Annotated in this window: 21 protein-coding genes and 1 tRNA gene; 9 read left to right on the top strand and 13 right to left on the bottom strand. The window is 53.5% G+C overall.

Annotated features, from left to right (window positions below; translation table 11 throughout):
* Positions 1-4 precede the first annotated feature (4 nt).
* The 3 genes from FCH32_RS04265 to prpB all read right to left on the bottom strand — a co-directional run bounded on the left by FCH32_RS04265 (position 5) and on the right by prpB (position 3,668).
* A complete protein-coding gene (locus FCH32_RS04265; RefSeq protein WP_174360552.1) occupies positions 5-1,456 on the bottom strand; it encodes a bifunctional 2-methylcitrate dehydratase/aconitate hydratase in 1,452 nt (483 codons plus the stop codon).
* Between the two features lie 39 nt (positions 1,457-1,495).
* Positions 1,496-2,665, bottom strand: coding sequence for a bifunctional 2-methylcitrate synthase/citrate synthase (gene prpC, locus FCH32_RS04260; RefSeq protein WP_115259321.1), 1,170 nt, complete (start codon positions 2,663-2,665; stop codon positions 1,496-1,498).
* Positions 2,666-2,783: 118 nt separating this feature from the next.
* Positions 2,784-3,668, bottom strand: a complete 885-nt coding sequence (prpB, locus tag FCH32_RS04255) for a methylisocitrate lyase (RefSeq protein ID WP_115259323.1) — start codon at positions 3,666-3,668, stop codon at positions 2,784-2,786.
* 251 nt (positions 3,669-3,919) lie between these two features.
* On the opposite strand from prpB, the gene prpR reads away from it, so the two are divergent.
* Complete coding sequence (gene prpR, locus FCH32_RS04250) at positions 3,920-5,515, top strand: propionate catabolism operon regulatory protein PrpR (RefSeq protein ID WP_117342075.1); 1,596 nt, start codon at positions 3,920-3,922, stop codon at positions 5,513-5,515.
* A gap of 48 nt (positions 5,516-5,563) precedes the next feature.
* On the opposite strand, the gene yahO is transcribed toward prpR, so the two are convergent.
* Complete coding sequence (gene yahO, locus FCH32_RS04245; protein WP_115259327.1) at positions 5,564-5,839, bottom strand: DUF1471 family periplasmic protein YahO; 276 nt, start codon at positions 5,837-5,839, stop codon at positions 5,564-5,566.
* 363 nt (positions 5,840-6,202) lie between these two features.
* Here yahO and FCH32_RS04240 point away from each other — a divergent pair, with 363 nt between their 5' ends.
* From FCH32_RS04240 to FCH32_RS04225, 4 genes are all read left to right on the top strand, one after another.
* Positions 6,203-6,835, top strand: a complete 633-nt coding sequence (locus FCH32_RS04240; protein ID WP_115259329.1) for a LysE family transporter — start codon at positions 6,203-6,205, stop codon at positions 6,833-6,835.
* Between the two features lie 91 nt (positions 6,836-6,926).
* Positions 6,927-8,315, top strand: a complete 1,389-nt coding sequence (locus FCH32_RS04235; RefSeq protein ID WP_174360551.1) for a diguanylate cyclase — start codon at positions 6,927-6,929, stop codon at positions 8,313-8,315.
* Between the two features lie 217 nt (positions 8,316-8,532).
* On the top strand, positions 8,533-9,624 hold the full coding sequence (locus FCH32_RS04230) for a 4Fe-4S binding protein (RefSeq protein WP_117342269.1): 1,092 nt from the start codon (positions 8,533-8,535) through the stop codon (positions 9,622-9,624).
* A gap of 193 nt (positions 9,625-9,817) precedes the next feature.
* A complete protein-coding gene (locus FCH32_RS04225; protein ID WP_115259990.1) occupies positions 9,818-10,327 on the top strand; it encodes a hypothetical protein in 510 nt (169 codons plus the stop codon).
* 127 nt (positions 10,328-10,454) lie between these two features.
* Here FCH32_RS04225 and foxA read toward each other — a convergent pair whose 3' ends face one another.
* The 3 genes from foxA to FCH32_RS04210 all read right to left on the bottom strand — a co-directional run bounded on the left by foxA (position 10,455) and on the right by FCH32_RS04210 (position 14,432).
* On the bottom strand, positions 10,455-12,563 hold the full coding sequence (foxA, locus tag FCH32_RS04220) for a ferrioxamine B receptor FoxA (protein WP_174360550.1): 2,109 nt from the start codon (positions 12,561-12,563) through the stop codon (positions 10,455-10,457).
* A gap of 121 nt (positions 12,564-12,684) precedes the next feature.
* Complete coding sequence (locus FCH32_RS04215) at positions 12,685-13,668, bottom strand: helix-turn-helix transcriptional regulator (protein WP_174360549.1); 984 nt, start codon at positions 13,666-13,668, stop codon at positions 12,685-12,687.
* 200 nt (positions 13,669-13,868) lie between these two features.
* Positions 13,869-14,432 carry a DJ-1/PfpI family protein gene (locus FCH32_RS04210; protein ID WP_174360548.1) on the bottom strand — a complete coding sequence of 188 codons (564 nt, stop codon included), beginning with the start codon at positions 14,430-14,432 and terminating at the stop codon, positions 13,869-13,871.
* Positions 14,433-14,831: 399 nt separating this feature from the next.
* Between FCH32_RS04210 and FCH32_RS04205 the strand changes: the two genes are divergently transcribed.
* Both FCH32_RS04205 and FCH32_RS04200 read left to right on the top strand, forming a co-directional pair.
* Entirely contained in the window at positions 14,832-15,944 is a 1,113-nt protein-coding gene (locus FCH32_RS04205) for an agmatine deiminase family protein (protein ID WP_174360547.1), read from the top strand.
* Positions 15,945-16,186: 242 nt separating this feature from the next.
* On the top strand, positions 16,187-16,723 hold the full coding sequence (locus FCH32_RS04200) for a tetratricopeptide repeat protein (protein ID WP_174360546.1): 537 nt from the start codon (positions 16,187-16,189) through the stop codon (positions 16,721-16,723).
* 211 nt (positions 16,724-16,934) lie between these two features.
* Here FCH32_RS04200 and FCH32_RS04195 read toward each other — a convergent pair.
* The 3 genes from FCH32_RS04195 to proB all read right to left on the bottom strand — a co-directional run bounded on the left by FCH32_RS04195 (position 16,935) and on the right by proB (position 19,493).
* Positions 16,935-17,010: transfer RNA gene (locus tag FCH32_RS04195), tRNA-Thr, on the bottom strand.
* A 114-nt stretch (positions 17,011-17,124) separates the two neighbouring features.
* Positions 17,125-18,378 carry a glutamate-5-semialdehyde dehydrogenase gene (gene proA / locus FCH32_RS04190; RefSeq protein ID WP_174360545.1) on the bottom strand — a complete coding sequence of 418 codons (1,254 nt, stop codon included), beginning with the start codon at positions 18,376-18,378 and terminating at the stop codon, positions 17,125-17,127.
* 11 nt (positions 18,379-18,389) lie between these two features.
* Positions 18,390-19,493 carry a glutamate 5-kinase gene (gene proB / locus FCH32_RS04185; protein ID WP_174360544.1) on the bottom strand — a complete coding sequence of 368 codons (1,104 nt, stop codon included), beginning with the start codon at positions 19,491-19,493 and terminating at the stop codon, positions 18,390-18,392.
* A gap of 288 nt (positions 19,494-19,781) precedes the next feature.
* Between proB and phoE the strand changes: the two genes are divergently transcribed.
* Positions 19,782-20,837, top strand: a complete 1,056-nt coding sequence (gene phoE / locus FCH32_RS04180; protein ID WP_117342053.1) for a phosphoporin PhoE — start codon at positions 19,782-19,784, stop codon at positions 20,835-20,837.
* Between the two features lie 56 nt (positions 20,838-20,893).
* On the opposite strand, the gene crl is transcribed toward phoE, so the two are convergent.
* The 3 genes from crl to gpt all read right to left on the bottom strand — a co-directional run bounded on the left by crl (position 20,894) and on the right by gpt (position 23,155).
* Positions 20,894-21,295, bottom strand: coding sequence for a sigma factor-binding protein Crl (gene crl, locus FCH32_RS04175; RefSeq protein ID WP_174360543.1), 402 nt, complete (start codon positions 21,293-21,295; stop codon positions 20,894-20,896).
* A 57-nt stretch (positions 21,296-21,352) separates the two neighbouring features.
* The gene (gene frsA, locus FCH32_RS04170; protein ID WP_096758191.1) at positions 21,353-22,597 is read right to left on the bottom strand and encodes an esterase FrsA; all 1,245 of its coding nucleotides are present in this window, start codon (positions 22,595-22,597) and stop codon (positions 21,353-21,355) included.
* 99 nt (positions 22,598-22,696) lie between these two features.
* Entirely contained in the window at positions 22,697-23,155 is a 459-nt protein-coding gene (gene gpt, locus FCH32_RS04165) for a xanthine phosphoribosyltransferase (RefSeq protein ID WP_115259349.1), read from the bottom strand.
* A gap of 262 nt (positions 23,156-23,417) precedes the next feature.
* Between gpt and pepD the strand changes: the two genes are divergently transcribed.
* A complete protein-coding gene (gene pepD, locus FCH32_RS04160; protein ID WP_117342051.1) occupies positions 23,418-24,875 on the top strand; it encodes a cytosol nonspecific dipeptidase in 1,458 nt (485 codons plus the stop codon).
* Positions 24,876-24,907: the final 32 nt, after the last annotated feature.

The following is a 24,907-nucleotide window of genomic DNA, read 5'->3' as shown; positions in this document are numbered from 1 at the left end:
GGTTTTAGATAATGAACAAATCCATGTACTCATTAACCGGCATCTGTTCCAGGCGAGTTCTGTCCAGGGAAACATCCAGAATGCGCTGTTGTTGGCGGGTCGGGAACTGGCGCGCCAAGTTGATTTTGAATTTCTCAACCAGCTTCGGCATGCCGTCAGTCCGACGACGCGCGTGGCCGATCGGGTATTCCACCACCTCTTCGTCAAAACGGGAGCCGTCGGTAAACTCCAGGGTGATAGCGTTGGCGATGGCGCGTTTTTCCGGGTTGTGATAATCGGCGGTAAAGGCCGGATCTTCGAAGCAGTTAATTTTCTCACGCAGCGCGTCGATGCGTTTATCCTGCGCCACACCGTCTTCATAATCAGCCGCCGTCAGGCGTCCGAACAGCAGCGGGATCGCCACCATGTACTGGATGCAGTGGTCGCGATCCGCCGGGTTATCCAGTGGGCCTTTTTTGTCGATGATGCGAATGCAGGCTTCGTGTGTACGAATCGTCACTTTTTCGATATCGGCGGCCGTCTTACCAGCAGCCAGCAGTTTTTCATGCAGCGTCATGGCGGCTTCTACCGCGGTCTGGGAGTGGAACTCAGCCGGGAAGGAGATTTTAAACAGCACGTTTTCCATCACGTAAGAGCCGTACGGACGCTGGAAGCGGAACGCTTCTCCTTTGAAGGAGACATCATAGAAGCCCCAGGTTTTCGCCGTCAGCGCAGACGGGTACCCCATCTCGCCGGTTTTGGCCATCAGCGCCAGACGCACCGCCCGGGATGTGGCATCCCCCGCCGCCCAGGATTTACGCGTACCGGTATTCGGCGCATGACGATAGGTTCGCAGCGACTGTCCGTCGACCCACGCCAGCGAAACCGCGTTGAGGATCTCATCGCGGGTCAGTCCCAGCATCTCGGCGACTACGGCGGTCGAGGCCACTTTCACCAGCAGAACGTGGTCCAGGCCGACGCGGTTAAAGGAGTTTTCCAGCGCGATACAGCCCTGAATTTCATGGGCTTTGATCATACCAGTCAGCACGGTTTTCATAGTCAGCGGCGCTTTACCCGCTGCTACCGCATTGCGCGACAGCCAGTCAGCGGTGGCCAGAATCCCGCCAAGGTTATCGGAAGGATGGCCCCATTCCGCGGCAAGCCAGGTGTCGTTGAAGTCCAGCCAGCGGATCATCGCGCCAATGTTAAACGCTGCCTGCACCGGGTCGAGCTGAAACTGGGTGCCCGGCACGCGAACACCGTTCGGCACCACCGTCCCCGGGACAATCGGCCCCAGCAGTTTTTTACAGGCCGGATATTCCAGCGCTTCCAGCCCGCAGCCGAGGGTGTCGAGCAGACAATAATGCGCGGTGTCATACGCCACCGTCGAGGTGATGGCGTAATTCATCACGTAATCAACGATATCAACGATTTCACGGTCAAATTCAGGGCGAACATTCGAAATATGAGCGGACATAGGGTACGTTTCCTGTTTTTTATCTTTAGAGGTTTTGCATTAGCAACGCTTTTCAATAGCGACAAATACGCGATCTTCCGGGCCGGTGTAGTTGGCGGAAGGCCGGATGATTTTATTATCCTGGCGCTGTTCAATGATGTGCGCCGCCCAGCCGGTGACGCGGGCGATGACAAACAGCGGGGTGAACATTTCGGTCGGGACGCCCATCATGTTGTAGGAAACCGCCGAGAACCAGTCGAGGTTCGGGAACATCTTTTTGGTATCCCACATTACCTCTTCCAGACGGTCGGCGATGTTGTACATTTTCAGCGAACCGCCTTCCTGGGAAAGCTGCTTCGCCACGCGCTTGATCACCTGATGCCGCGGGTCAGCAAGGGTGTAGACCGGGTGACCAAAGCCAATCACCACCTCTTTGTTTTCTACACGTTTACGGATATCAGCTTCGGCTTCATCCGGCGTTTCGTAGCGCTGCTGAATTTCCAGCGACACTTCGTTGGCCCCGCCGTGTTTCGGACCGCGCAGCGCGCCAATGGCGCCGATAATCGCGGAATACATATCCGAGCCGGTTCCCGCAATCACCCGTCCGGTAAAGGTCGAGGCATTGAATTCGTGTTCGGCATACAGCACCAGCGAGATGTGCATCGCTTTTTCCCAACTGGCCGACGGTTTTTCGCCGTGCAGCAGGTGCAGGAAATGACCGCCAATGGAATCGTCATCGGTTTCCGGCTGGATACGCTCACCGTTGTGGCTGTAGTGATACCAGTACAGCAGGATCGAGCTGAGCGAGGCCAACAGCTTATCGGCAATGTCGCGCGCGCCGGAGACGGTATGCCCCTCTTTTTCCGGCAGCGTGCAGCCCAACGCAGAAACGCCGGTACGCATCACGTCCATCGGATGCGAAGCGGCAGGCAACGCTTCCAGAACGGTACGCACGTTTGCCGGGAGGCCACGCAGCGCTTTTAATTTAACCTTGTAGGCGTTGAGTTCATCGCGGGTGGGTAATTTTCCGTGGATCAGCAGGTGCGCCACTTCTTCAAATTCGCACTGTTGCGCGAGGTCGAGAATATCGTAGCCACGATAGTGTAAATCGTTACCGCTTTTACCAACGGTGCACAGGGCGGTATTGCCGGCGGTCACGCCGGACAGCGCGACCGATTTTTTCGGCTTAATAACATTCGTACTATTTTGCAGGATCGTTGTGTCGCTCATGTTGTCCTCGTTATTTTTATATATAGGGTATTGAGGGTATGCATCGCGTCGTACGTTGTAGCCCGGATAAACGTAGCGCCATCCGGCATTGCCTGATGGCGGCTGCGCCTTATCAGGCCTACGGCTTCGTGGCGTACAACGCGTCGAGTTTCTCTTCGAACTGGTAGTAGTTGATGCTTTCGTACAGCTCGTTGCGCGTCTGCATGATGTCGATAACGTTCTTCTGCGTGCCTTCCTGGCGCAGCACGTTGTACACCTGCTCGGCGGCACGGTTCATGGCGCGAAATGCCGACAGCGGATACAGCGCCATTGCCACGTTCGCACTGCGCAACTCATCGGTGGTGAACAACGGCGTTGCGCCAAATTCAGTAATGTTGGCAAGGATCGGTACCTGCACGGCATCGGCAAATTGGCGGTACATTGCCAGCTCCGTAATGGCTTCCGGGAACAGCATGTCAGCGCCCGCTTCGACATACGCCTGCGCACGATCGATAGCGGCGTCTAACCCTTCCACCGCCAGCGCATCGGTACGCGCCATAACAACAAAGTTCGGATCAGTACGCGCATCCACCGCCGCACGGATCCTGTCGACCATCTCTTCTTTCGATACGATCGCCTTGTTCGGACGATGCCCACAGCGCTTGGCGCCGATCTGATCTTCAATGTGCAGCGCAGCGGCCCCGGCTTTGATCATCGATTTCACAGTGCGTGCCACGTTAAACGCGGATGATCCGAACCCAATATCGGCATCCACCAGCAGCGGCAGCGGGCAGACATCGGTGATACGGCGGATATCGGTCAGTACATCATCGAGGGTAGAGATACCGAGATCCGGTAACCCTAGCGACCCGGCAGCCACGCCGCCGCCAGAGAGATAAATCGCCTGATACCCAGCGCGCTGGGCCAGCAGAGCGTGGTTCGCATTGATGGTGCCAACAATTTGTAATGGATTTTCTTTAGTGAGCGCGGCGCGAAACGCCAGCCCCGGAGAGTGCAGAGACATATCCCATCCTCTTGTTATCAACTTGTTATCGTTCGTTGATTAACCTAAAGCAAGGGGTATGCCAACACCTTTATTGAGTGCGTTATTTTTACTTACTTATTTTAAAACAATTAATTACAATTTAACTCTGCATTTTTGTCGCACAAAAGCGTGTCAGCACGCGTTTCATGAAACCGGCCTGAACGTTTCATTGCAACATTTATGAAACACAACTAAACCCAATATTCGGTTCTTTAATTTTGGGGTTAGCGATGGCTGAGACACATCTTCCACCACGCATGAATGACGACAAACCGGTTATCTGGACGGTCTCCGTCACACGCCTGTTCGACCTGTTTCGCGACATCAGCCTGGAGTTTGATCACCTCGCAACCATTACCCCAATTCAGTTGGGTTTTGAAAAAGCGGTGGCCTATATCCGCAAGAAGCTCGCCAGCGAACGTTGCGATGCCATCATCGCCGCGGGTTCCAACGGCGCGTATCTGAAAAGCCGCCTGTCGATTCCGGTGATCCTGATAAAACCCAGCGGATTCGACGTGCTACAGGCGCTGGCGAAAGCCGGTAAGCTAACCCCGTCGATTGGCGTCGTCACCTATCAGGAAACACTGCCCGCATTAACCGCCTTTCAAAAGACGTTCAATTTGCGCCTGGAGCAGCGCAGCTATATCACCGAAGAGGATGCGCGCGGGCAGATCAACGAGCTGAAAGCCGGCGGAACGCAAGCGGTGGTTGGCGCGGGCTTGATTACCGATCTGGCGGAAGAAGCGGGGATGACCGGGATCTTTATCTATTCGGCGGCCACCGTACGTCAGGCCTTTAGCGATGCGCTGGATATGACCCGCCTGACGCTCCGACGCAACGGGCAATACGCCAGCGGCGATACGCTACGCACCCGCTATACGCTGGGTGATATGCGCGGTCATTCGCCGCAGATGGAGCAGGTTCGCCACACCATCATGCTGTACGCCCGCTCGCGCGCACCGGTGCTGATTCAGGGTGAAACCGGGACGGGGAAAGAGCTGGCGGCGCAGGCGATTCATCGGGAATATTTCACCCGTCAGGACTCTCGACGTGGCAAGCCCTCAGCGCCATTTGTCGCCGTTAACTGCGGGGCTATTACCGAATCATTGTTGGAAGCGGAGCTGTTTGGCTATGAAGATGGCGCGTTTACCGGCTCTCGTCGGGGCGGTCGCGCGGGCCTGTTTGAAATTGCCCACGGCGGGACGCTGTTTCTCGACGAGATCGGTGAAATGCCGCTGCCGTTACAAACCCGACTGCTGCGCGTGCTGGAAGAAAAAGAGGTCACTCGGGTGGGCGGGCATCAGCCGATCCCGGTCGATGTGCGGGTGATCAGCGCCACCCACTGTCATCTCGAGCAGGAGATGAAACAGGGCCAGTTTCGAACCGATCTGTTTTATCGCCTGAGCATTCTGCGCCTCACACTGCCGCCACTGCGCGAGCGCCTGCCCGATATCCTGCCGCTGGCAGAAGGGTTTTTAAAACAGTCACTGGCGGAACTCGACGCGCCGTTTTCTGATACGGTGCGTAAGGGACTCGGGCTGAGCCAGCAGACGCTACTCAATTATGGCTGGCCGGGAAATATTCGCGAGCTGCGTAATATGATGGAGCGTCTGGCGCTGTTTTTGAGCGTGGAACCGCAACCTGAACTGAACATCCATTTTTTGCAGCAGTTGTTACCGGAGTTAGCCGTTACCTCCGAAGCGCCTCAGGTTTCATCATCACTGACACCGCAGCAGGTGCTGGCGCAATGTAATGGCGATAAAACCGCAGCCGCGCGGTATTTAGGTATCAGTAGAACCACATTCTGGCGGCGATTAAAACAATAACCCGCCGGTACGATGACCAGCGGGTTGTTTGTCTTTCAGTTCAGCGCGTTATTTTTTCTTGTAAATATTAGCCGTGCCATGGATTTTATTGTCCGTTTGACCGGAGGTTAATACCAGGACGTCTGCGCCTTTCTCATCGGCTTTCTTAATCAAGTCTGCTTTAGCATCTGCGGCAGACATTTCATTGCTGGTAGAAATCGTGCCAATCTTGGTGTACTGAGACTCAACCTTATCAAAATCGACCTTCATCATCAGTTCCGCGGCATAGGCGTTGGAAACGACAAAAGCTAACGCACCAATTAATACCTTATATCCAGTTTTCATATAAAAGCTCCAATTTTTATGTTTTTACGCCATCATCGACCCCTGAACATCGATAGTGCGAGTCAAGGATGATTAATAAGTAGTTCAGCTTGTTCAAAAAATCCAGAGCTAACGGAAATATAAAGAGATTTTGCGAAACGGAGATAACCGACGATCCTACGCCGTTGCGTTCCCCGCCGCACCTGGCCGCGAATAATCGCCTGACATACCCGCTTGCAACAGCGCTATTGTTTCATAATACAGTGTGAGTAAATCCTCAGAAAAATGTACGTTGAAAACGTAGAGTAGCTGACGACGCAGAATAGTCTTAATCCAGACTGCGCATCACATACCCCTCTATTCTCACTGATGGAATCGTTGTTTATGGAACCTCTACACGCCGTCGTACTGACCGTCAGTTTGTTCGTGTTAACCTTTTTTAATCCCGGTGCAAATCTGTTCGTGGTGGTGCAAACCAGTCTGGCATCGGGACGCCGGGCGGGCGTGATGACCGGTCTGGGGGTGGCGCTAGGCGATGCGTTCTATTCTGGCCTCGGGTTGTTTGGCATGGCGACACTTATCACCCAGTGTGAAGGCGTATTCTCACTGATTAAAATTGTCGGCGGCGCGTATTTACTGTGGTTCGCGTGGAACAGCATTCGACATCAGGCGACACCACAAATGCCAACGTTACAGCAGCCGATTTCTGCACCCTGGTACGTCTTCTTCCGGCGCGGGCTGTTAACGGATTTATCCAATCCACAAACCGTGCTGTTTTTTATTAGTATTTTCTCGGTCACGCTGAGTGCAGACACGCCGACATGGGCAAGGATGATGGCGTGGGCGGGGATTGTGTTGTCTTCCGTCATCTGGCGTATTTTTCTCAGTCAGGCGTTTTCTTTACCTGCAGTTCGCCGCGCATATGGGCGGATCCACCGGATTGCCAGTCGGGTGATTGGTGCCATTATCGGAGCCTTCGCCCTGAGGCTGATTTACGAAGGCATCACCCATCGTTAACGCACCTGAAACACAGTTTCGCTTGACCATCGTGACGTAATTGTCCGTAATATCGCCTGGATTTTTAAACGTATTTTTGAGTGGCTGTGAGATGGAACAGGTTGCCCCCGCAAACGACACATTACTACTGACTGAATGGCAGGCGCTGCTGCGCCAGACGTCTCCTGACGTCCATACGATCCTGACTTCGTTAAGCGATGAGGAGATCCGCCATTTAGTGACCGTGTTTTATGACTACATGCTCTCCCATGCCGAGAGCGCATTGTTCCTGAATACCGAACAAGTCAGTACGCGGCTTAGCGGCAGCATGTTTAACTGGCTGCGCAGCGTGCTGGGTAGCGCGCAGGAAGACCTCTCACAGTTGCTGCTCAAACAACGCGAAATCGGCGTGGTCCATGCGCGTATCGGCCTGCCCATCGATCTGGTCAATCGCGGCGCGCGCAAGCTGAAAGATGAGTTGTATCGGGTGCTGAAAAAGAAAGCAGACTACCCGCCTCACCTGTTGAGTGACGCTATCTGCTTTAGCAGCCTGGCAATGGATACCGCACTGGAGGCGATGACCGTCTCCTATTCGCCAAGCTATCAAAACTCCCTGAACACGCAAGAACAGTATCGCCTGCAAACGATTTATGACGACGTCAACGTCGAGCGCGAGCGGCAAATCCGCTCGTTTACCGACTGGGAAAATCAGTTTATCTACAACATTGCCACCGGATTACCCGTTGGGGAACTGGTCTTTCTGGCAAACTCCGATTTTGGTATGTGGTTCTCCCATAAGGGAAAACATATATTCGGTAACAGCAATCTGCTTGCCGAAATGGAATCTGTGATTGCAGAAATTGATAACCGTCTGACCCAGACACTGTTGAATCTACAGCAACCTGCAGAAGCCGTACGGATGAGTTTATTGCAGGATGTCCGCCAGCTGTCGGCAAAAATCCATTACCTTCTGGCCTCGATGTTTGAAGCGCTGGTCAAACAGGAAAACGGTAAAGACTCGCTGACCCAGCTGCTTAACCGCCGCTTTATTCCGACCATTATGCGGCGCGAAATTTCGCTGGCATTACATGCGCGCAAGCCGTTCACCCTGGCCATGTTAGACATTGATTACTTCAAACAAATCAACGACAGCTATGGGCATAACACCGGCGACATGGCGCTGAAAAGCGTGGCGGCGGTGATTTATGAGCATATCCGCAGCAGCGACTACGTTTTCCGCTACGGCGGTGAAGAGTTTATGATCCTGCTGGTCGAGTCAGAGGTTTCACAGGCCAGTATTATTCTGGAAACCCTGCGTAAAAAGATTGCCGACCTGCGCATGGCGGCCTCGACGACGGAATCCTTCTCGATTACCGTCAGTATCGGTATCGCCGAATATGACTACCATCCGGACTACAAACAGTTGGTGGATAAAGCCGACCGCGCACTGTATCTGGCAAAAAGCCGTGGCCGTAACCGCGTCGAAACCTATCAGGAATAACTTTTCCCTTTCCGCAGAAATAAATACCCCCTTCAGGGTATTTATCTGACCCGTGTTAATACTCGTGCTGTTATTTTTAATAGGGCTTTTGCCTGGCGCAAAATAACAGCCGCTGAATAAGATGCAAATCAAATACATGATATCTTTATCGCGTTAGCATATCCCGGTGATGCGTCCTCCTGAATGCGGGAAGGAAACGATGAGGGATAATAAAATCATGAACGGGAATAAGAGAACACGCTGGCAGCGCCGTCCAGGCACCACCGGAGGAAAACTGCCATGGAATGACTGGCGGAATGCCAGCACCTGGCGAAGAGCCACCCAGTTTCTTCTGCTGGCGATTAATATCTATATTGGTGTGACCTTTTATTACTGGGTCCGCTATTTTGAGACCGGCGGCACCAGCGTGTATATTCCCAGACCGGGTGGGATTGAAGGGTGGCTGCCTATCGCCGGGCTGATGAACATCAGGTATACGCTGGAAACCGGATACCTTCCGCCGATCCACGCCGCCTCCATGCTGCTGCTCGTCGCGTTTATTCTGATAAGCCTGCTGTTAAAAAAATCATTCTGCTCGTGGCTCTGTCCGGTGGGGACGCTGTCAGAGTTGATTGGCAATCTGGGTAAAAAACTCGTTGGCCGCCATTTCACACTGCCGCGCTGGCTGGATCTGCCGCTGCTGAGCCTGAAATATCTGCTGCTGAGCTTCTTTCTGTATATTGCCCTGTCGATGCCCGCGCAGGGGATCCAGTACTTTTTGATGTCGGCCTACGGCATGATTATCGACGTCAAGATGCTCGATTTCTTCCGCCACATTGGCACGGCAACGCTGGTTTTCGTGGTGATTATCAGCATCATGAGCCTGTTTATTCGTAACGCCTGGTGTCGCTATTTATGCCCGTATGGTGCCCTGCTCGGCCTCTTCTCCCTGCTCTCTCCATTTAAAATCCGGCGTAATGCAGACAGCTGCATCGACTGCGGAAAATGCGCGAAGAACTGCCCGTCAAACATTCCGGTGGACAAGCTTATTCGGGTCCGCACCGTTGAATGTACCGGCTGCATGACCTGCGTTGAATCATGCCCAGTCGCCTCAACGCTGACGTTTTCACTGCAGAGACCGACCGGCAACGCCGCACCCAAACCGTGGTGGCAACGCGTCGCTTTACCTGGATGGGGAATGACGCTACTGCTGCTCGGTATTCTATTTGCCGTCATTGGCTATGCGATGTATGCCAACGTCTGGCAGACGCCGGTACCGGAGCATATGTATTTCCAACTGATACCGAAAGCCAGAATGATCGGGCATTAACGTTTACCGCCTTGCAGACCATCAAACACCCTGCCAATTCTGGCAGGGTTTCCGCCTTTTTCGACCATTTTAAGATTAATGAACTTGTGCCATCGGCGTCCCGTTTATACAACCTTAAATAGCCTCTGGAATAATTCTATTTTTATTTCATGTTCGGCAATAAGGGACCTCAATAATGCGCGGGAATAAAACCATGACTAAAATGAAACTGGCACTGTTATTACCTCTTTTTCTGGCTGGCTGTTCAATGAGCGACGGGGAGTTAAGAAACGCCTACGCTCAGCATTATCAGCAGCCGACGGCTTATGTTGAGGTCTATAAGCAAAAAATAGCCAGTATGGACATTAATGCACTGGCGCAATATGCCGCCACAGAAGATAAGAAGAAAATGCGCGGACAGCCGCGGCTGAAAATAGACAACTTCATTACCATTGAGAACGTACAGGCGAAGGGAAATCGGGTGGTATACGATTACTCGTTGTCAGAAAGCTGGCAGGCGTTACCCGCCGATAAGCAGCGCGAGAAGCAGACTAATATGAACAGGGATTTGATTTATCGTACCTGCTCGCTGGAAACAGTGCGTCTGGCACAGGCGAAAGGGCTGGAAGAGGAGCATAACTACTACAGCCAGTACCCGGACAAGCTCGCCTTTACCCTGAGAACCAGCGCCCAGATTTGTATCCAGAACGGCTTTACGCAATAACCGGTCTGGTCATCAACGGGCCATCAATGCCTGATGGCGCTTCGCTTATCAGGCCTACATGAGTGTGCACCCCGTAGGCCGGATAAGGCGCCAGCGCCGCCATCCGGCTAAAAACCGATGGTTAACATCAGAATTTCCACGACACGCTACCAACGATACTGCGCTCCGCACCGAAGTAGCAATACGAGAGCGAGTTACAGGCCGCCACGTAGCGTTTATCGGTCAGGTTGTTGACGTTCAGTTGCGCACTCAAACCCTTAATCCCAATATTCGTTAAGTCGTAGCCTACCGCCATATCCACCAACGTGTACGACGGCAGAGTATGGGTATTCAGGCGATCGCTGGTGATCCCGTTGACGTAGCGCACGCCAGATCCCAGCGTCAGGCCGTCCAGCGGACCACTTTTCACATCGTAGCTCAACCAGGTGCTGGCCTGATTACGCGGGGCGTACACCGCACGCTTACCCTGCTCCTCCGGACTGCTCTTCTTGTAGCGAATGTCGGTGTAGGTGTATGCCGCCTGCAGGCGGAAGCTCTCCGTCAGTTGGCTGATCGCCTCCAGCTCGACCCCTTCCGATTCAATTTCGCCAATTGAGCGGTACGGGTCGGTCGGTTCTTCTTTGGTGGCGATATTGGTCTGATTGATACGGAATACCGATGCGCTAAACTGGCTGTTCAGCCCCTCCGGCTCATACTTCAACCCGGCTTCCCACTGCTTGCCTTTCATTGGATCCAACAGGTTACCGTTTTCGTCGGCAAAGCTGGTCGGTGTGAACGCGGTGGAGTAACTGATGTACGGCGCAAAACCATTATCGAACAGATAGAGCAGCGCGGCACGAGTGCTGAAGTTGTTTTTATCCAGATCGCTGCGGGTATCGTTTATCTTATCAATGTTCGACACGCTGACCTGATCGTAACGGCCACCGAGCGTAATGCGCCAGCGATCCCATGACATCTGATCCTGCAAATAGTAGCCCGTCTGGCGCAGCTTGTGTTTTTCACGCGCGTACATGTTGATGTAATCCGGCTTCGCGCCGTACACCGGGTTAAAGGCGTCAATCGGCGGGAAAGCACCGTAATAGCCGGTGGTGTTGTTGCTGCGACTCTGATAGTCAATGCCCACCAGCAGGCGGTGGTTCACCTGCCAGGTATCCACGCTGCCGTCGAGTTGGTTATCCAGCGTAATGGCCGACATATTCTCATCGGAGCCGGAATAGCCGCGGTTGAGTTCAGTGTCATTCAGCCAGCCCGCCGCATACACCTGATTAAGTTCAACATCGGTATGCAGATAGCGCAGCTTTTGTCGTACCGACCAACCGTTGTCGAACATGTGCTCGATGTTGTAGCCCACCATGTTCTCGCGACGATCGTATTTGTCGTAGTCATCCTCACCTTCAAAGAAGGTATTGGAAATCTTTCGCCCGTCGTGCGGCACCACGGTGCCATCATATGGCAGACCCGAGTGGCTGCCACCTTCCGGATCGCGGTGCAGGTAGGCCATCAGGTCGAGACGCGTCTGGTCGGTGATACGCCAGGTCAGGCTGGGCATCAGCGCGTAGCGTTCTTCCTTCAACGGACCAAACTGCGAGTCCGCATAGCGTGTCATCCCACTCAGACGCGCCGCCACGCGATCGTTATCATCCAGTGCGCCGGTGACGTCAAAGGCGGCGCCACGCTGGTTGTTATTGCCGGCAAACAGCTTCACTTCACCACCCGCATCAAACGACGGTTTACGTGAGGTCAGCGCCACAATGCCACCCGGTGAAGAACGGCCATACAGCACCGAAGCCGGACCGCGCACCACTTCAATATTGTCGAGGAACCACGGATCGACCACCAGTGAGCTGTGCGAGTTGGTATCACCCATCATCTTCAGGCCATCGAGATAGACGTTATCGAGGCTACCGTCGGAGAAACCGCGCAGCACAATATAGTCAAAGCGGTTAGAGGCACCAATCTGATTGCTGTACACCCCTGGCGTGTAGCTGACGGCCTGGCGCACGCTGGTGGCACCCTGCTCTTCAAACTGTTCACGAGTAATGATGGACACCGACTGCGGGGTTTCAATATCCGGCGTGGCAAGCTTGGTGGCGCCGCTCTGCATTTGCGAGGTGACCACCACCGTATCGTTTTTTGTTGTTTCCTGCGCCAGCAGAGGAAAAGCCACGCTGCCGGTCACCCATCCCACCAGCAGCGCCAACCGAGTCTTCGCGAACATGAACATCTCCCAAGGCATTTCTAATTGTAAATGAGAATTATTGCGCTTTTTATGCCAGAGATAGCTATGCCGGATGCCAGGTTACGTATGCGCAGCGCCAAAATGCGATTCAGACGCGCGCATAAAACGGAGAAATGGATTAGCAAGGTTTGAGGATATCGCCAGGCGAGAAACCGTAGCGGCGACGAAAGGCGGTCGAAAAGTTGGTGGCGTGCTGGTAGCCCGACATCCATGCCGCCTGCTGTACGCTGTACCCTTCTAATAAATACCCCCGCGCCCGTTCCAGACGGCAGTCGCGCAGGTAGTCAAATACGGAGCAGCCATACGCCGCACGAAACTTGCTGCGCAGGCTGCTGGGGCTCATCGCCGCACGCTGGGCCAGTTCGCTGAGGGTGTAGTCATTTTCCGGCGTCTGTTCCAGCAAACGACGCACAATCTCGAGGCGTTGCTGTTCGCCGCTGGCAGCCTGGCGTCTGCTGCTCTCCACCTGACAGACGCTGAGACCGTGGCCGAACAGTTGCAAAATAAGCCCTTCCAGCATCAGCTGGCGGGATACATTACTGAGCGTGCTCTGCTGGGCGTACTGTAATCCACTGAGCAAAAAGCCCGGCACTTGCCAGATAAGCGTTGGTGTCTGGCATCTTTCCCATTCAACCATTAACGACTCCAGCAACCCCGTGCGCCACGCGCCGTCCGGATACAACCCCAGCGATAACGTTCGCAGCTTGCAGTCCGCGGAGTGACGGGCGCTCATGGTCTGGTGCTCGCTGAGGCGCGAACTAAACGCCATGCCGGAACGCACCACATGCTGCTGCCCATTGAGAGTCAATGTCACACAACCTTCCAGCACCACCAGCATATACAGGGGAGTGCTGTGGCGGGAGGTGGTTTCGTAGGGTTGCAGCACCTGCACATCGGAGTGGGTAACACACATCCCGCAGGGCAGCGTCATCTCTTCGACTTTGCCCTGTAGCACGGGGCTGGCATGGGGGAAATCCAGCTGTTGCGAAAGCTGCGGAAAGCGGTAATCAATGCCGTAACGCTCACCAAAATCCATAAACTCACTGACGGAGAAGGTTCGTGCCAGCCGTGCGGCTGTATTTTGGCCGGTGGTGTTGTTCATACAGTTTTCTGCACAGGGAATGGGGTTCGCTATTTCGGGTTGGTGGCAACATTACCATTACCTACAGAATGCAACAATAATAATGAGAATTATTATCAATAATAATCTTAAAGATAAGGCTGAGAGATACCGCTAAGGTTGACCGCCCTACCGTCGGTATAGCCGAAGCGGTTATACCGACGTGCAGATTTACCAGTCAGTTACTTCATTAATACATCAACAAATTTGGCCAGCCATTCAGGATGTGCTGGCCATGCCGGTGCGGTGACCAGATTGCCGTCAACGTGAGCCTGGTCAATGCCGATATCCGCGTAATGCCCGCCACTCAGGCGAATTTCAGGCGCACAGGCAGGATAGGCACTACAGGTGCGGTTTTCTAACACGCCGGCCGCCGCCAGCAGTTGTGGTCCATGACAGACAGCGGCGATCGGTTTGCCCGCCGCGTTGAAGTCCTGAACCAATTGAATGACATCCGGATTCAGCCGGAGATACTCCGGCGCCCGCCCGCCGGGGATCAGCAGCGCGTCATAATCGGCCGCCCGCACATCAGCAAAATTCGCATTCAGGGTAAACCGATGCCCGGGTTTTTCGCTGTAGGTCTGCGCCCCGTCAAAGTCATGAATAGCGGTTTGGACATAGTCGCCCTCGCGTTTATCCGGGCAGACGGCGTCCACGCGGTGACCTAACATTTTCAGCGCCTGAAAAGGCACCATCGTTTCATAATCTTCGACATAATCTCCGACCAGCATCAGTATTTTTTTCATCAACGTCCCCGCCCATAGCGATTAAGTGCAGAAATAACGGCCCTTTTTACTATAGTTCACGTGCTATACGTCATTAATAAATACCGTAGAATAATCGGCCGGATCACAATCTGCACAGGGGCACGTCAGAAGGTCGCATTCATCTTAAGCGCAAGGGAAAGCGCTACTAATAAATATAAATTATCTATAAATATATAATTGAGAAATTTTAATACCAGCCTGTTACGCCCATTAATTAAGAGTGAATGAATTGCATGTAAGAATTCCTGTGTTATATTTCGACTGAACTTTCACGACATATAATTATTTATTATTTAATAAATAAATGCTGCCTATTATTTATCATCTATTATTATTCTGTTCAGCGTAAATCGGCGAATAGACAAAAAAGGTTTTCCCATGATCACAAGACGTTCGTTCGTCAGACAGAGTCTGGTGACGTCAACGAGTATGTTACTCGCCAGTATAACGGGTATCGGCTTCAGTAAATTGGCCAGCGCAGCAGAAACCCACCGCTGGCTAATGCCAGATGAAGGTGCGCCCCATGCGGCAACCTGGATGGCATTTGGCGCCAGTGCAGAGATCTGGGAGCCTCACCTGCTGCCGGTAGTCCAGGGAAACCTGGCCCTGATCGCCAAAACCATCGCCGCATTTGAACCGGTAAATATGCTGGTTCGCGAAGAAGACAGCGACCTCGCGGCAAAGCTGTGTGGGCCATCGGTCAATGTGTTGGTGCAGTCAATTGACGATCTGTGGATCCGCGATACGGGGCCGGTGTTTGTGAAAAACACTGCCGGCACACTCGGCGGAGTCGGGTTTAATTTCAACGGTTGGGGCGATAAGCAGCAACATGCACGCGACGCCGACGTCGCAGAATTTGTCACCGACGATGCTAAGGCCGAATTTATCCGCTCGTCGCTGATCCTGGAAGGCGGCGGTATTGAAGTCGATGGCGAAGGCACTGCGATTATTACCGAGAGCTGCGTTCTCAACCCGAACCGCAATCCCGGCGTGAGCAAAGCGGAATGTGAATCCGAACTGAAACGCCTGCTGGGGCTGGACAAAATCATCTGGTTACCGGGCATTGCCGGGAAAGATATTACCGATGGCCACACGGACTTTTATGCGAGATTCGCGCATCCCGGCACGGTAGTGGTGGGACTTGAGCAGGATGCTTCCTCATTTGATTACGCCGTGACCCGGCGACATCTGGCAGTCTTACGCACCGCGACGGACGCGAAAGGACGCCGCCTGAACGTCGTCGCGCTGGAAGGACCGTCTACCCTTCGGCAAACCTATGCCAACGATGATTTTGCCGCCGGTTATATCAATTTTTATCTCTGTAACGGCGCCGTTATCGCGCCGGAGTTTGGTGACAAACGCACCGATCGTAATACCCGTGCGATTTTGCAGGCGCTGTTTGCTGAGCGTGAAATTATTCAACTGAATATCGACGGTATCGCGGCGGGCGGCGGTGGTATTCACTGCGCGACGCAGCAGCAGCCTCATTAAAGCGCAGCGTATTACAGCTTACGCGATCGCCTTGGGGTTTAAGTTCTTGGGCTGTAAACCCGACGCACAGGGCGATCCCCCTGTGCGTTTTTTTATTTCTGGAACACGGTGATGGGCAACGTTCGTGAAGTACTACAAAAATAAACGGCAGGTCATTTTTTGACATCAATAATCAATAAAAGCATGCCCTGTACTGTTCCGGCATGCCGGAATCTCCCTTCACACACGCACAGGACGGGATCATGAAAATGCAATTCGCTACAAAATATCTGCCGCTGATTTGTCTGGTCTCAAGCGGGCTGCTCTATTCAGCTTCGGTAAACGCCATGGGAAATGACGATACCACGACGCCAACCTGCCCGAAGGGCCAGGTTTACGACAACAAAACCAAAAACTGTTTGCCCGAAAAAAGCAGTATGATCGACGATCAGGATAAAACACAGTATGCGTATCACCTGGCGAAAACCGGTCACTATCAGGACGCTATCAATTTACTCGATACCTTACAGCAACCCAATACGCGTGAGGCCTGGAACTATCGGGGTTATGCCACCCGCAAACTGGGTCGTACGGATGAAGGGATTGGCTATTATCAACGCTCGATTGCCCTTGATCCGCATTATGCCAAAGTACGCGAATACCTCGGTGAGGCATGGATAGTTAAGGGTCGCCCCGATCTGGCAAAAGCGGAACTGGCCACCATTAAAACCCTCTGCGGCACTCAATGCGAAGAATATCGCGACCTTAAAGCCGCGATCGACGGCCCACCCGAGTCATAGGCCAGAAAGGAACGAGAAATAGCGGCAAAGGCGTGCGTTTATCTTCATTGGGGGCATCTTTCTGAACCGAACACAGAATGCCCCCATTGATGCCACCAACAGGAACGTGATGTCGGCTGAGGCCGATTAACGCTGGAGTTTTAGAAACATGTCAGAAGCGGAAAAACACGGACTTTGAGTTGATTTCGGTAGACCTGGGAAGAGTTTGAAATGGTGCCGATAATAGGAGTCGAACCTACGACCTTCGCATTACGAATGCGCTGCTCTACCAACTGAGCTATATCGGCACTGATAAAGACATGCCCACGATTGTGAACACGGGGTAGAAGGTTAAAACTAACCGGGCGACGCGTCAATGGCCTTGCGAATCAAACGCCTATTTTTGCATCACCCGGTTTCAATTACGCACGAATCGTGTCGTCACCGAAGCCGATCCACTTGTATGTGGTCAGTGCTTCCAGCCCCATCGGTCCGCGTGCGTGTAATTTCTGCGTACTGACTGCCACTTCCGCACCCAGTCCAAACTGGCCGCCGTCGGTAAAACGGGTGGAGGCGTTAACGTACACCGCAGACGAATCCACCTCGTTAACGAAGCGGTTGGCGTTGTGCATATCGCGCGTCAGGATCGCGTCGGAATGCTGGGTGCCATGTTCGCGAATATGGCCGATGGCCTCATCCAGATCGGCGACAATTTTCACGTTCAGATCCAGGGACAGAAATTCGTCGTCGTACTCTTGCACTTTCACCGCTACCACGTTAGCCGGGCCGGCCTGCAATGGGGTCAGCGCCGAGTTGTCGGCATGCAGCGTAACGCCGCTTTGCGCCATCTGCTGGCTCAGTGCTGGCAGGAAGCGGCCGGCGATATTCTGCTGCACCAGCAGCGTCTCGACGGTATTACAGGTGCTCGGGCGTTGTGTTTTGGCATTAACGATAATTCGGAGTGCGGCGATAATATCGGCGCTTTCATCCACATAGATATGACAAACGCCAATACCGCCGGTGATCACCGGAATGGTCGATTGTTCGCGGCACAGCTTGTGCAGGCCCGCACCGCCGCGAGGGATCAGCATATCGATGTATTTATCCATGCGCAGCATTTCTGTGACCAGCGCGCGGTCCGGGTTATCAATCGACTGCACGGCGGCCGCCGGTAAACCACAGGCCTCCAGCGCCTGCTGAATCACTGCCACGGTTGCCGCATTTGTCCGGTACGTCTCTTTGCCCCCGCGCAGGATCGCCGCATTGCCGGTTTTCAGGCACAGGGAGGCGACATCAACGGTGACGTTAGGACGCGCTTCATAAATCACGCCAATCACGCCCAGCGGGACGCGACGACGCTCCAGACGCAGGCCGCTATCCAGCAGACCGCCGTCAATCACCTGCCCGACCGGGTCGGCGAGGTTGCACACCTGACGTACGTCGTCGGCGATGGCTTTCAAACGTGCCGGGGTCAGCGCCAGACGGTCAAGCATTGCTTCACTCAGACCGTTTTCCCGCGCCTGCTCAACGTCTTGTGCGTTAGCGCTGAGGATGCTTTCGGTTTGTGCTTCCAGTTCATCGGCAATCTTTTCCAGCACACGGTTTTTTTCGCGGCTGGAGAGTAGCGCCAGCTTATACGACGCTGCTTTGGCAGCAATGCCCATTTGTTCCAGCATATGCCTGCTCCTTAACGGGTGATCATGTCATCGCGATGGACGGCAACCGGGCCATATTCATAGCCGAGGATCGCGTCAATCTGTTGAGAGTGGTGTCCGGCAATACGGCGCAGCGCGTCGCTGTTATAGCGAGTGACGCCGTGGGCAATATCGCGCCCTTCAAGATTGCAGATACGAATCACTTCACCACGAGAGAAGTTGCCTGTCACGCTTTTAATGCCTTTGGGCAATAACGAACTGCCGCGTTCCAGAATGGCTGAGGTTGCGCCTTCATCGACGGTGATTTCCCCGGCGGGCGGTGCGCCGAAGATCCAGCGTTTGCGGTTCTCCAGCGGAGAAGCCTGAGCATGAAAACGCGTCCCCACGGACACGCCTTCCATTACATCACCAATCACGCCAGGCTTGCTGCCTGCGGCAATAATGGTGTCGATACCGGCGCGGCAGGCCACGTCTGCCGCCTGCAGTTTGGTGCCCATACCGCCGGTGCCGAGGCCAGAGACGCTGTCTCCGGCGATAGACCGCAGCGCGTCATCAATCCCGTAGACATCTTTAATCAGCTCAGCCTGCGGATTGGTACGCGGGTCAGCGGTGAACAGGCCCTGCTGATCGGTGAGCAGCAGCAGCTTATCGGCCCCGGCCAGAATCGCCGCCAGCGCCGACAGGTTGTCGTTATCACCGACTTTGATTTCGGCGGTTGCCACCGCGTCGTTCTCATTGATGACAGGAACGATGTTGTTATCCAGCAGCGCACGTAACGTGTCGCGAGCGTTAAGGAAACGTTCTCTGTCTTCCATATCCGCACGCGTCAGCAGCATCTGCCCGACATGAATGCCATAAATGGAGAACAACTGTTCCCAGAGTTGAATCAGTCGGCTCTGCCCTACCGCCGCCAGCAGCTGTTTAGAGGCGATCGTTGCCGGGAGTTCAGGGTAACCAAGATGCTCACGCCCGGCGGCAATCGCGCCCGATGTAACAATAACAATGCGATGCTCTGCGGCATGGAGCTGCGCGCACTGGCGGACCAGTTCTACGATGTGGGCACGGTTCAGGCGGCGCGATCCGCCCGTTAGCACACTGGTGCCAAGTTTTACCACCAGCGTCTGGCTGTCACTCATGATTCTCTGCCATTCAAGATTGGGGAAATGATATCAAACGAACGTTTTAGCAGGACTGGCCCCGGTTGCCAACAGCCAGCGCACAAAGCATGAAATTTTATTGCGCAGGATCAGCAAGCGTAGCGGCAAGTTTTGACGTTTTTATGACAGAAACAAATAAACATTCTTTTTTAAAAATATTCTTACTTTGTCATAAAACGTTCATTGCCAGACGTTAAAAACCCTCCTGTCTTTGAACGGGGAACACACCCAGTAAATATTCGCGCGTACTTTAAATCAGGAATGAAAATGAAAAAGAGCACTCTGGCATTAGTGGTGATGGGTATTATGGCATCGGCATCCGTACAGGCAGCGGAAGTGTATAATAAGAACGGAAATAAACTGGATGTGTACGGCAAAGTTAAAGCCATGCACTACATGACCGATAATGACAGCAAAGACGGCGACCAAAGCTATATCCGTTTTGGTTTTAAAGGCGAAACTCAAATTAACGATCAGCTGACCGGTTATGGTCGTTGGGAAGCAGAGTTCGCAGGCAATAAAGCCGAAAGCGATTCTAACCAGCAAAAAACACGTCTGGCCTTCGCGGGTCTGAAATTGAAAAACCTCGGTTCCTTCGACTACGGTCGTAACCTGGGTGCGCTGTACGACGTTGAAGCGTGGACCGATATGTTCCCGGAGTTCGGCGGGGACTCTTCCGCGCAGACCGATAACTTCATGACCAAACGCGCCAGCGGTCTGGCGACGTACCGTAACACCGACTTCTTCGGCGTCGTTGATGGCCTGGATCTCACCTTGCAATACCAGGGTAAAAACGAAGACCGCGATGTGAAAAAACAGAATGGCGACGGTTTTGGTACGTCGGTGACCTATGACTTTGGTGGCAGCGATTTCGCCATCAGCGGCGCCTATACCAATTCCGATCGTACCAATCAGCAGAATCTGCAAAACCGTGGCGCGGGCGATAAAGCCGAAGCCTGGGCAACCGGTTTAAAATACGATGCCAACGATATTTATATTGCCACGATGTACTCTGAAACACGCAAAATGACGCCTATATCCGGTGGCTTCGCCAATAAAACACAGAACGTCGAAGCAGTGGTTCAGTACCAGTTTGATTTTGGTCTGCGTCCGTCCCTGGGATATGTGCTGTCGAAAGGCAAAGATATTGAAGGTATCGGTAATGAAGATCTGGTGAATTATATCGACGTTGGCGCGACCTATTATTTCAACAAGAATATGTCAGCATTTGTTGATTATAAAATCAACCAGTTGGATAGCGATAATAAGCTGGCCATCAACAATGATGATATCGTCGCAGTGGGGATGACCTACCAGTTCTGATCTAACATAAAAAATGCCGGATGGGGTTGCGCCGCCATCCGGCATTTTGCTGTTCACTATGCCGTTAATTTAACCGGCCGATCTTTAAAGTCGTCCGCAGGTTCCAGCGCCAGATTCAGCGACGTTAGCAACCCACGCAATTTTTCATGAAACTCACGTAAGGTGTACTCCAGTCGATCTACCACTTCAGTCTCTTTGATGGGCACGGCGGTCCAGTTGCCGTCTTGATCAAACAAACCAAACTGGTAGCTGTACGTGAAGCGTTTTTCCTGTGCTTCTAACTCCATCCACCAGCCCCAGAATTCACGCTTCTCCGGCGCGGGTTTCACGTTGACGCAAACAGCCAGACAATCGAAAAAAAATCGATTATCTTCGCACTGCCCTTCCCGGATGTAGGGGCCAAGCGCGGTGAATTTCTTGATCAATCTGCTTTTCGGGTGTCCACTCGGTAACGTCATTGCGATCTCCTTAGGTGAAGCAACTGTTTTACCAAATCAATAAAATTTAGCAATCTATTAACACAATCTATGATTGATCCATCCGGTTATTTCTTGCAGCGCTTTATCAAAATTGCGATACACCGGGTTGAACGGGATCTCCATCAGCTTACCGTCAGAAGATGACGATGTGATTAAGCGAGACTCCTCTTCCGGACTAAACGGATCGTTTTTCCAGAAGCCCGACAGCATCGGCGTTGGACAACGTCGGCCCAGCAGGCCTTGTACCTTTAATGAATAGCGATTGAGCTCGACACGCAGCGCGTCATCGGAGGCGTCGTGCATACCCAGACGGCTGGCCAGTACATCAAGATACATTTCCGGGACGCTTGCCTGCCGCTGCGGGTCGCTGAGCAGCGCATGCACCACCGGCCCCAGACACGCCACCGCTTTCAGGCGCGAAGATTCGAGATACGCCAACCGTACCGCCACGTTGGCGCCAAAGCGAAAACCAAATGCCGCCACGCGGGTGTGATCGACCCAGGGAATGTTGGGCAGTGCTTTTAATACGTGCTGATGCAGCAGGCTGGAATCCTGGGTCAGTTTCCATTTCGACGAAAAACCGACCGAGGGCATGTCCAGCGTCAGCATGGCAATACCACGCGGGGCAAAATAGCGTTCATACAGGGTGTAGTAATCCGTTTGCATGGAATCCAGCCCCCCGCACATCAGCACCGTCGGGAACGGGCCGTCACCTTTTGGCATATGCAAAAAACCGGTGATCGGCGCACCGCCGGGAACCGTGAATTCCAGTTCGCGCAGCTTACCGGGCAAGCGCTGAGCCGCCTCTTCATACGCGCGATTCGCCAGGGCCTGCGCCTGTTCAGCCAGCTCGTCGCCTTTCAGATGCGGATACGCCGCAATGTTGTACAGCGTAGAGGCGTGCAGCCAGTGGCGTCCGCTAATTTGTGGGTCCTGTTCTGCCATGGCCTTCTGTTGCCAGTCCATCGCCTGCTTCGCCCACTCGTAGATCCAGTTCCCGCCACGATAGCCAATGACCGTGTCATAGAGCTCTTTATCCGTGCGCTCTGCTTCGCTCATGACGATACGCGCCTGCACCTCAAGGATTTCGCGCGGATCGACGCCGCGCCAGATCCACATCAGGCGATTCACCATGCGGTACCAGTGCGGGATGGTTGTGCCATCCAGGGCAGATTGCACAGACGGCTGCGCGCCGTGATTAAATCGACGAACCAGCGTTGACGTTTCAGGGTGTTTGAAGCGGGGTTTAAACAGGACTTCGCTGAGGTTAGCCTGTGACATAATTACGGCCTCCATGAGTACTCACTAAGGCATAGTGTAACCTGACACGGCACAAAAAGAACAACGCCCGGCATAGCCAGGCGTTGAAAACGATTTAGATTAGCGGCCTGAAATCGGCGGGACGAACACGACGCCCATATCCCACGGCTGCTCGATCCAGGTATCCTGAGGGATATCAACAACATAATCATTCACCAGCGGACGGCCTGCCGGTTTAGCGAAGATGGTGACGAAATGCGCTTTAGGGTACATTTCGCGAATCGCAACCGCGGTACCACCGGTGTCAACCAGGTCATCGATTACGATGAAACCTTCACCGTCACCTTCGGCACGTTTCAGAACGGTCAGTTCGCGCTGATTGTCGTGATCGTAGCTGGAGATGCATACGGTATCGACATGACGAATACCCAATTCACGCGCCAGCAGCGCGCCTGGCACCAGACCACCACGGCTAACGGCAATGATGCCTTTCCATTGTTCAGAAGGCATCAAGCGGCTTGCCAGTTTACGTGCATGGATCTGCAACATGTCCCAGGTGACGACGTATTTTTCGCTCATGTGAAGTTGTCCCAGCCTGTTTATCTACGGCTTAAAAAGTGTTCGAGGGGGAAATAGGTTGCGCGAGATTATAGAGATCTGACGCGCTAAAAACCAGTGTTAAGCGGAATCCAGGCCTCTTTTTGCATGCTTTTTGCTAGCCGTGAGCAGAGAAAGTGGTATTCTCAATTGCATCGCGCAAGCCTGACTTGTGGTGTTTTTAATTCTGCTAACCCCGTGGCCTGTAAGTCAATTTTGCAGGGCATCGCCAAGGAGACTCAACGTGTCTGAACTGTCTCAATTATCCCCGCAACCGCTGTGGGATATTTTTGCCAAAATCTGTTCTATTCCTCATCCGTCCTACCATGAAGAGCAACTCGCTGAACATATTCTGAGTTGGGCCCAAGAGAAAGGTTTCCACGTCGAGCGCGATCAGGTGGGTAATATCCTGATTCGCAAACCCGCTACCGCAGGAATGGAAAACCGCAAGCCGGTTGTTCTGCAGGCGCACCTGGATATGGTGCCGCAAAAAAACAACGATACCGTTCACGACTTCACCAAAGATCCGATCCAGCCTTATATTGACGGCGAATGGGTGAAAGCCCGTGGCACCACGCTGGGTGCGGATAACGGTATCGGTATGGCCTCTGCGCTGGCCGTTCTGGCGGATGACAGCGTGGTTCACGGCCCGCTGGAAGTTCTGCTGACCATGACCGAAGAAGCGGGCATGGACGGTGCGTTTGGTCTGCAGGCTAACTGGCTGCAGGCAGATATTCTGATCAACACCGACTCCGAAGAAGAAGGTGAGATCTACATGGGTTGCGCGGGGGGGATCGACTTCACCGCCAATCTGCCGCTGTCTCGTGAAGCCATTCCTGCAGGTTTCCAGACCTTTAAGCTGACGCTGAAAGGCCTGAAAGGCGGTCACTCCGGCGGCGAAATCCATGTTGGCCTCGGTAATGCCAACAAGCTGCTGGTACGCTTCCTGGCTGGCCACGCTGAAGAACTGGATCTGCGTCTGGTTGATTTCAACGGTGGTACGCTGCGTAACGCGATCCCACGTGAAGCCTTTGCTACCCTTGCTGTTGCCGCAGATAAAGTCGATGCGTTAAAAGCGCTGGTCAGCACTTATCAGGAAATCCTGAAAAACGAGCTGGCAGCAAAAGAGAAAAATCTGGCACTGCTGCTGGATACCGTCTCTAACGACAAAGCCGCACTGACCGCTCAGTCCCGCGATACCTTTGTTCGTCTGCTGAACGCGACACCAAACGGCGTGATCCGCAATTCAGACGTGGCAAAAGGCGTGGTGGAAACCTCCCTGAACGTCGGTGTTGTCACCATGACTGACGACAACGTGCAGATTCACTGCCTGGTTCGCTCGCTGATCGACAGCGGTAAAGACTATGTGGTAAGCATGCTGGATTCTCTGGGCAAGCTGGCAGGCGCTAAAACCGAAGCCAAAGGTGCGTATCCGGGCTGGCAGCCGGACGCGAACTCGCCGGTCATGCACCTGGTGCGCGAAACCTATCAGCGTCTGTTCAACAAGACGCCAAACATCCAGATTATCCACGCGGGTCTGGAATGCGGTCTGTTTAAGAAGCCGTATCCGGAAATGGACATGGTTTCCATCGGGCCAACCATCACGGGTCCGCACTCCCCGGATGAGCAGGTTCATATCGAAAGCGTTGGCCATTACTGGACGCTGCTGACTGAACTGCTGAAGTCTATTCCGGCGAAGTAAGTCCCTGCAATAAATGCCGGATGGCGCTGCTG

The sequence above is a fragment of the Citrobacter gillenii genome (assembly GCF_013337685.1).
Taxonomy (GTDB): Bacteria; Pseudomonadota; Gammaproteobacteria; order Enterobacterales; family Enterobacteriaceae; genus Citrobacter; species Citrobacter gillenii.
This window is presented reverse-complemented; position numbering and strand designations above follow the sequence as displayed.